This window comes from Roseibium sp. (assembly GCF_025698965.1).
Lineage (GTDB): Bacteria > Pseudomonadota > Alphaproteobacteria > Rhizobiales > Stappiaceae > Roseibium.
In genome coordinates this window covers 1-8,146 of the sequence record NZ_JAILWL010000300.1, presented here as the reverse complement: position 1 = coordinate 8,146, position 8,146 = coordinate 1, and the positions used below count along the sequence as shown (strand labels likewise).

Here is an 8,146-nt window from a genome sequence, read left to right as displayed (position 1 = left end):
GCTGCGGGGGACGAAAGGTGGTCCAACAGACGTCCGGCCAGACGGGTCGTTGCGAGGCGACCACTATGACATGACCCCACGGCGGCTGGTGTTCGAAACCTTCCATAAGAGCTTCGGTTATCTTGCGTTGATCCTGATGGTCGGTGCGATTGCCACCGGGTTGTGGACGGCAAACGCGCCAAACTGGATGTGGATTTTTCTTGTCGGATGGTGGGGTGCCCTTGCCGGAATTTCCGGTTATCTTCAGGCGCGCGGACGTGCCGTCGATACCTATCAGGCAATCTGGGGGCCGGACTCAATTCATCCGGGAAATCGGATGAAAAAGCAGGGCTGGGGGACCATTCGTCCCGAACTCCCCTCGAAATCATATAGAAAACAGCGGGAAACATGATGTTTGGTGTTTTGGAAGGAACCGGGTTTGAAGTGATCGAACCGGAATTCGAAGCCTGTTTCATCGGCCATGCACGGGTCGAGCGCCTTTGGACCGGTGCCCGCTGGTCGGAAGGGCCGGCATGGTTTCCTGCCGGCCGCTATCTGGTCTGGTCGGATATTCCGAACAACCGGCTGATGCGCTGGGACGAAACCGACGGCTCGGTCTCCGAGTTCCGCAATCCCTCAAACAATGCCAATGGCAACACGGTCGATAACCAGGGTCGTCTTGTAACCTGCGAGCATCTGACACGAAGAGTAACCCGGACCGAACATGATGGCTCCCTTTCGGTCATTGCCTCTCACTGGAACGGGAAACGCCTGAACTCACCCAACGATGTCGTTGTCAAATCCGACGGCTCCGTCTGGTTCACCGATCCGTCCTACGGGATTCTGATGGACTATGAAGGTGATCGGGCAGAAAGCGAAATCGGAGAATGTCATGTTTATCGTGCCGATCCGGAGACAGGGGAAGTCGCGGTAGTTGCGACCGGTTTTTACAAACCGAACGGCCTCGCTTTTTCAACTGACGAGGAATGGCTCTTCGTATCGGATACCGGCGTGACACACCATGAGGACGGCCCCGCTCATATTGAAAAACTGAAGATCGGCGAGGATGGAAAATCGCTGGAAGACAGAGGCGTCTTCGCGGTGTGCACCAACGGTGTTTTCGATGGTTTCCGCCTGGATCGCGACGGCCGGATCTGGACATCGGCAGCCGATGGCGTTCACTGTATCAACCAGCATGGGGTGTTGATCGGCAAGATCCATATTCCTGAAATCGTTGCCAATGTCTGTTTTGGTGGCCCGAAATTGAACCGACTGTTCATCGCCGGCACCACATCGCTCTATTCGGTTTTTCTGAACGTGAACGGCGTGAAGTGAACGCGTGACGGAGTTTCAATGAAACTGTATCGGAAGACATCCGGCTGAGTTGGCTTCGTCCGCCACTTGGTTATCTTCACTTCCGGATGTTTGTCTGCGGAACTTATCTCGAGCGTGCGGTCACCACGCTCTTCATCAACCTCTTTGGCCTTGGCCCGGTCCGGTTTCGACTGACCAGGTCAATCTGATCGGGTTTTCAGCTAACTGAACAGGTGACCGAATTCAGGACGATGGTCTTTGATCTTCGCAAGGCGGAGCATATGCCAGGCCAGTGCCTGGTTGCTGCTGATGATCGGCACACCAATTCGTTTTTCCATTTCCATGAGAATATTCAGGGTTCGGAGATTGGTGCATGAAATAACGATTGCGTCGCAAGGGGCTGTCGCCGCGACGCGTTCAGCCGCACGTATGATTGAAGTTTCACTGATCCGGGCAACTGTCTGGTCGTTACCTTCTTCAAAAGATCCAAATGCAGCTATCTCAAATCCAACTTCTGTAAGCCTTTGCTGCATGCGTTCAGACACTTCGGGTACATAAGGCGTGATGAAGCCAAGCCGCTTTGCGTTGATCTCGCGTGCGGCAGCGATTACCGCGGCAAGAGGATCAGTCACGAGTGCACCTGGAAAGACCGTCTGAATGGCGCGGGCAACGTTTTCTGATCCGATCACCGTAGACGCCGAAGTGCATCCATAGCCGATCACGTCGAAATTCAGAGAAGGTGGCAAAAGCCGGGCGGAGGCCGGAAGATCCTTTTCCATTTTGGCCAGCGTGTCGGCGCGGATTTCAGGCACCATCGGAATTCGGCTGTGATAGAGCGCGACACCATCAAGGGCCATTACCTTTGAAAACTCCGGCTCCAATGTTTCATCGGTTTCCAGAACGATAACGCCCAACGTTGCGCGTGTGCCAATCCCGGCGTCTGTCTCAAACTCGAGCTTCATGGTTTTTCCTCAGATGACCGGGAGGTCTTGGGGCGCGCGCTCTGACAGCAACTGAGCGCCATCCTTTCGCACGACAATGTTTTCCTCATGCACCATGATGCGTCCATCTCCGTAGCTGAGAGAAGGTTCCAGCGTGAGGACCATGTTTTCCTCAATCACTGTCTGATCGAACGCGGCGTGCGAAGGCCATTCGGTGAGCTGCATGCCCAGTCCATGGCCGAGGCGGCCCACATCGCCGCCCTGATCGTCCAGTTGCGCGATAACCGACTGCATCGACTGAAACAGCTGCTGGCACGTAACGCCCACACGGGCGTTTTTGATCCCCGCTTCAGTCGCGCGCCATAATACATCATAGGCGCGACGGGACTTGTCGTCTGCGCTTCCAATGGCAAAGTTGCGGTCGAAGTCGCAATAATACCCGTCCCAAACGGCACCCGTATCCAACATCAGAATATCGCCTTGCGCCAGTGGTCGGCGTGATGGCGGTGAGATCACATCCCGGTAACCGCCCTGATCCGCTCCACCGACAAGATACGGAACGTCATCGGCACCCTGTGCCAGACCCTCGCGGCGGAACGCACGAAACAGATCCTCCAGAGGCTGTCCCTGATGGGCAAGTTCAGGGACTTTTGCAAATGTCCGTGAGCCGACAGTGCAAATGTGTGCAATCTTCTCGATTTCCCGTTCGGATTTGATCATGCGCAGTCCGCGGACCAGTCCGGTCGCATCGGCAATTGAAAGACCGGGTAGGCGTTCTGTCAGTTTTTCATAATCGCCCAAAGGCATGCGTAGCGCAGTTTCATGGCCTTTCATCACACCGATGGATTTCCCTGCCTGCGCCAGCGGTGCGAGCAATTCCGTCAACAGACTCAAGCCGTCGTCCTCGGGGCAGGGCGCGCTCCAGGTGCGAATGTCGTCCAGCCACGTGCTGCGCATCAATTCCGCACCGATTTCCGGGATGATGGCGATTGGCTTGCCGGTCGACGGAACGAAGACAAACCATGGCCGGGTCGGACTTTGCCAGAACAGAGTGTGAAAGCCGCTGAAGTATCTGACCTCAGCTTCGGTCATCAGCAGCAGACCGTCCAGACCGAGTGCAGCCATACCTGCCTGTGCCCGGTCCGTGCGCGCTGCAAATTCCGCTTCCGGAAATCCTCTAGAAGGTGCCTCGGTCACAACTTGTCCTTTCGCGACGGAAGCCGGTCACGAACCAGCTGTACCCAAAACTCTGCACCGATTGGTAGCAGGTCATCATTGAAATCGTAATCGGCAGCGTGCAGCGGTTGTCCATTTGCACCGGCAACGCCATTGCCCATCAAAAGAAAACACCCGGGAACCGCTGCGCAGAAATGCGCAAAGTCTTCGGAAAAACTCATCGGTTCGCGATCTCGCACGGTTTCGCAGCCGGCAGCCTCAGCTGCCCGGTAAACTGCTTCTACCGGTCCCGGTGCATTGATCGTTTCGATGAATTCCGTAGCGCATTCCACTGAAACCGAAGTCGCATGTGCTGCGGCCACACCCTCGGCGATCTGGCGCATGAATTTTTCCACGGCAATCCGGTCTTCCGGCGACCGTGCCCGATAGTCTCCTTTCAGGATGGCCTGTCCGGGCAGCACATTGCGCTGGCCATCCGTCAGAAATTCGGTGACGGACACAACCGTTCCGGCTGCAGGGGGAAGCTTTCGGGCGACAATTGTCTGCAAGGCAAGGACGAGCTCCGCCGCGACCGTAATTGCGTCCACACCTGCTTGAGGCATCGACGCATGACCGCCACGACCCTGTACCTTGATTTCAAACAAGGTTTCGCTGTTGCAGATAATGCCGGATCGGGTGGAGACCTGACCTGTCGGCGCACCTGGAAGATTGTGGATCGCAAAAATCTCGTCGACCGGGAACCGCTCCAGTACATCTTCATCGAGCATTGCCTGAGCACCCAACCCGTGCTCCTCATTGGGCTGGAACAAAAAGATGACCGTGCCGTCGAAATCAGGGCATTCAGCAAGCCGTTCGGCAGCTCCCAGTAGCATCGTCATGTGGCCATCGTGCCCACAGGCATGCATGACCCCCGGTGTTTCCGATACATAGTCATGAGTGGAGATCTCGACAATCGGAAGCGCGTCCATGTCCGCCCGAAGCGCAATGGCGCGATTGCCTTGGCCGCTGCGCAGAACACCGACAACCCCGGCGCCTTCATGCACTTCCAGACCAAATTCACGCAAGTTGCGTGCAACTTCGCGTCGTGTCCTGTTTTCCTGGAAGCCGAGCTCAGGGTTGCGGTGAAAATCCCGCCGCCGTTCTGTCAAACGTCGTTCAAACGCGCTCATGCGTACGTCTCCCGTCTCATCAGATCCTATCTACAATGTCTGAACGGGGGGAAGGAGTAGTTTTTCTTCTGATGCGTGACGAAAATTATTGAATTTAGCGCCAAAGACGATCAATTTCGGACCATGGATGACAAGGATCTGGAAATTTTGCGACTTGTGCAGCGCGACGCCCGCCTGACTGCCGAAACGATCAGTCAGGACGTGGGGTTGTCTCCGCCAGCGGTGCAAAAACGTTTGAAGCGGCTTCGAGAAAGCGGTGTCATCGAAAGGGACATTGCAGTCCTGTCGCCGTCTCGGCTGGACCGCGGCATGACGATTATTGTCGATGTCATTCTTGAACGCGAAAGCCGCCGCCATCTGGACGAGTTCAAGCGCAAGATGCGTAATGCCCGATGTGTCCAGCAATGCTATTATACGACGGGGGAGGCGGATTTCACCTTGATCCTCACCGTCCGGGATATCAAGGAATACGAACAATTCACCCAGGAGCATTTCTTTGATGAATCCAATATCAGCCGCTTCAAGACCTCGGTTGTGATGGACAGGGTCAAAGTATCGCTGGACGTGTTGTAACTGGTCCGGGGTTCAAATCGGCAACGTCAGTCCCACCTTCGTACGCTCCATCGTAACGGATGTGCGAAACCGTCGTACATTTGAGTTTTCAAAAAACAGCCTGTGGGTCAGTTCCTCAAAGTCCTGCATGTCACGTGCCGTGCAGATCAGGATGAAGTCCGCCTCGCCCGTCACATAATAGCATTGCTGAACTTGTGGTTCGGCGCGGGCAAGCTTGCGGAACATGTCAAGCTGCTGCAGGCTTTCACGCTCCAGCTCTACCAACACAATCAGGGTCATGTTGTAGTCCAACCGCGCTGCGTCGAGGATGGCAACCTCCTGCTGGATGATGCCGGAATCCTTTAAACGTTTCTGCCTGCGCTGCACAGAAGGTACGGACAACCCGCATTCTTCAGCCATGACTTCCAGTCCGATCCTGCGGTCTTGCTGCATCAATCTCAAGATCGTTCGATCTGCATCGTCAATATTGTCATCCATGATGTATTTTCTCGAATTCAGGTATTCATTCGGTAAATTTAGTCAAGTTTACTCGTGATATTGAAAAAATCAAATAAAGAGAAAGTGCTACATCATGGAGCATGAAACACACAGATATTCTTGAATTTGCTCCGGACTTCCAACGGGCCAGCGCCTTCTTCAAGGCACAGGAAAACTATGCTGTCTCGCCAATGCAGCAATTGCAGGGACCTGACGGGCATTCCTTCTGGGCCAAGGATGAAACCACCAGAATGGGGCTGGGGGCCTTCAAGGCACTCGGCGCGCCTTATGCGGTTGCCCGGCTGCTGGGAGAAGCCTGGTTTGCCAAAACCGGTGAAACACTAACGCCCGCGCGTTTCAAGGATGCGGACGTACGGTCGTTGGCGCAAACGCAGACATTTGTCTGCGCAAGTGCTGGCAATCACGGGTTGGGCGTTGCAGCGGGTGCCAGGGAGGTTGGCGCCAAATCGCGTATTCATCTGGCCAGAACCGTTCCGGAAAACTTTGCGGAGCGACTGTGTGCCCTTGGTGCAGAGGTTGTGTGGTCTGGAGACGTTTACGATGAAAGCGTTGCTGCTGCGATTGCAGATGCCAAGCGTACCGGTGCGACGCTGCTGGCTGACGGAACCTGGCCCGGATACACCGAGATTCCGAAATGGGTGATGGAAGGCTATTGCGTAATCGCCGAGGAGCTGCGCGCTTCGTTCGAGGCGTCGGGCAACTGGCCAACCCATGTCTACCTGCAGGCGGGTGTTGGCGGTCTCGCGGCCGCAATGGCGCATATGATCCGGTTAAACTGGACGGCGCAGCCGGACCTGATCGTTGTTGAACCCGAAGCTGCCGCCTGCCTGAAGGCAAGTCATGAAGCCGGCAAGGCAGCCCGGTCCGACGGACCGGACTCGAATATGGGACGTCTGGACTGCAAGGAACCCTCGATCGTCGCGTGGCGCGTCCTTGAACGCTGCAATGTGACCTATCAGACGCTCTCCGAAGAAGATGGCGCAGCTGCAGCCAAGGCTATGACCGAACTGGGCATAGCCACCACACCATCAGGCGCAGCAGGGTTCGGCGCCTTGTGCACACAGCTCCCCGACATAGCAACCGGCAGGGACTTTTTACCCCTTGTCATCATCTCAGAGGGGCCCGCGTGAGCGGGTCGGGAAAGGAAGAGAAATGCAGAAAATGATTAGGAAATTCGTCATTCCGGCACTGCTTACCGCAGGCCTGGCAACAGGTGCAAGCGCGGAAACCTGGAAGTTCGCGTCCGAAGAAGACAAGAACGATGTGCAGGACATTTTCGCCAAGACTTTTGCCGAGGCGATCAAAGAGGAGTCGGATGGCGATATCAAAGTCCGGATCTTCTATTACGGTCAGCTTGGCACTGAAAACGACATCGTCGAACTGACGGCCAAAGGGGTTGTGCAGTTCGTATCGGTCGGCACTGGTCATTTGGGGTCCTATGTTCCGGAAGTGCAGGCGCTCAGCGTCCCATACGTTCTGGGCAGCGATGTGGATACCGTCCGCAAGGTTCTGACCAGCAGTGAAACGATCTACAACGATCTGAGTGATCGGTTTGAAAAGGTCAACCTGAAGCTGCTGACCATGATTTCAGAAGGTGAGATGGCCTGGGGAGCCAACAAGGAAATCCGCAGCCCGGCTGATTTCGACGGTCAGAAGATCCGCACGTTCACGTCGACAATCCCGGTAGAAACCTACAAGGCCTTTGGGGCGACGCCGACGCCGCTTTCCTGGGGTGAAGTCTACGGGGCGCTTCAGCTCAAGACGGTCGACGGAATGGTCAACCCGATCTACTTCATCTACAACGCCAAATGGCACGAAGTTCAGGACTACCTGATGTTCCCCGGGCAGCAGCCCTATGTCGGCACCGTGTCCACCAACAGCGAATGGTTCAACGGACTGAGTGCTGAAAAGCAGGCCATGGTGCACAAGGCAATCGACGCCGCCGAACAGGCCGCACATGATTACCAGCTGAAAATCAATCAGGAAAACATGGACAAGATCCTTGCGGAACGTCCTGACCTCAAAGTCGTTGTCCTGACGGATGAAGAGCGTGCTGTTTTCAAGGATCTCAGCACCGGTCTGCATGAAACCTACTACAACGTCGTTGAAAACGCTTATGACGAAGAAGAAAAATCCGAAGCTCGCGAACGCGCCCAGAAGATCCTGGAAAGCCTCGTTCGCGAAGTGAACGACGCCTCGTAAACCGAGGCCAATGCGTGAAAAGCGCGGGAGTATTCCCGCGCTTTTTGCTTTTTCGCGCAGGGAGGGCGCGGCTGCGTCGATCATCGGCCAGCACACGGGAGATCACAATGAAGACGCTGTTACAGACTGCGAACAGAGGGATCGAGTTCGCCGAAAAGGCGATTATCATCATTTCAATCCTGATGATGATGGTGAATTCAACCGCCAATGCAATCGGCCGATACGCCTTCGGGCAAAGCCTGTTTTTTTCAGAAGAACTGAACCAGTTTCTGATTGTCGGTGTCACATTTGTCG

8 protein-coding genes and 2 pseudogenes are annotated in these 8,146 nt (G+C 55.4%); 6 read left to right on the top strand and 4 right to left on the bottom strand.

What is annotated here, in order from left to right:
* Window positions 1-391, top strand: a pseudogene (locus K5905_RS21490) (hypothetical protein); the annotation flags it as partial.
* A complete protein-coding gene (locus K5905_RS21485; protein WP_297587551.1) occupies window positions 391-1,314 on the top strand; it encodes an SMP-30/gluconolactonase/LRE family protein in 924 nt (307 codons plus the stop codon). The pseudogene K5905_RS21490 and the gene K5905_RS21485, both read left to right, overlap by 1 nt.
* 200 nt (window positions 1,315-1,514) lie before the next feature.
* Here K5905_RS21485 and K5905_RS21480 read toward each other — a convergent pair whose 3' ends face one another.
* The 3 genes from K5905_RS21480 to K5905_RS21470 are packed head-to-tail and all read right to left on the bottom strand — an operon-like array spanning window position 1,515 to window position 4,579.
* Window positions 1,515-2,255, bottom strand: coding sequence for an aspartate/glutamate racemase family protein (locus tag K5905_RS21480; protein WP_297587548.1), 741 nt, complete (start codon window positions 2,253-2,255; stop codon window positions 1,515-1,517).
* Window positions 2,256-2,264: 9 nt separating this feature from the next.
* On the bottom strand, window positions 2,265-3,431 hold the full coding sequence (locus tag K5905_RS21475) for a Xaa-Pro peptidase family protein (RefSeq protein ID WP_297587545.1): 1,167 nt from the start codon (window positions 3,429-3,431) through the stop codon (window positions 2,265-2,267).
* The gene (locus K5905_RS21470) at window positions 3,428-4,579 is read right to left on the bottom strand and encodes an amidohydrolase (protein WP_297587543.1); all 1,152 of its coding nucleotides are present in this window, start codon (window positions 4,577-4,579) and stop codon (window positions 3,428-3,430) included. Before K5905_RS21470 ends, K5905_RS21475 begins: the two co-directional genes overlap by 4 nt.
* 123 nt (window positions 4,580-4,702) lie before the next feature.
* Between K5905_RS21470 and K5905_RS21465 the strand changes: the two genes are divergently transcribed.
* Window positions 4,703-5,152: an Lrp/AsnC family transcriptional regulator gene (locus K5905_RS21465; protein ID WP_297587539.1), complete on the top strand. Its 450-nt coding sequence runs from the start codon at window positions 4,703-4,705 to the stop codon at window positions 5,150-5,152.
* A gap of 12 nt (window positions 5,153-5,164) precedes the next feature.
* Here K5905_RS21465 and K5905_RS21460 read toward each other — a convergent pair whose 3' ends face one another.
* Window positions 5,165-5,629: an Lrp/AsnC family transcriptional regulator gene (locus K5905_RS21460; RefSeq protein WP_297587535.1), complete on the bottom strand. Its 465-nt coding sequence runs from the start codon at window positions 5,627-5,629 to the stop codon at window positions 5,165-5,167.
* 101 nt (window positions 5,630-5,730) lie between these two features.
* On the opposite strand from K5905_RS21460, the gene K5905_RS21455 reads away from it, so the two are divergent.
* The 3 genes and pseudogenes from K5905_RS21455 to K5905_RS21445 form a co-directional block, all read left to right on the top strand.
* Window positions 5,731-6,780, top strand: coding sequence for a pyridoxal-phosphate dependent enzyme (locus tag K5905_RS21455; RefSeq protein ID WP_297587533.1), 1,050 nt, complete (start codon window positions 5,731-5,733; stop codon window positions 6,778-6,780).
* Between the two features lie 22 nt (window positions 6,781-6,802).
* Complete coding sequence (dctP, locus tag K5905_RS21450) at window positions 6,803-7,852, top strand: TRAP transporter substrate-binding protein DctP (RefSeq protein ID WP_297587531.1); 1,050 nt, start codon at window positions 6,803-6,805, stop codon at window positions 7,850-7,852.
* 107 nt (window positions 7,853-7,959) lie between these two features.
* A pseudogene (locus K5905_RS21445) lies at window positions 7,960-8,146 on the top strand (TRAP transporter small permease); the annotation flags it as partial.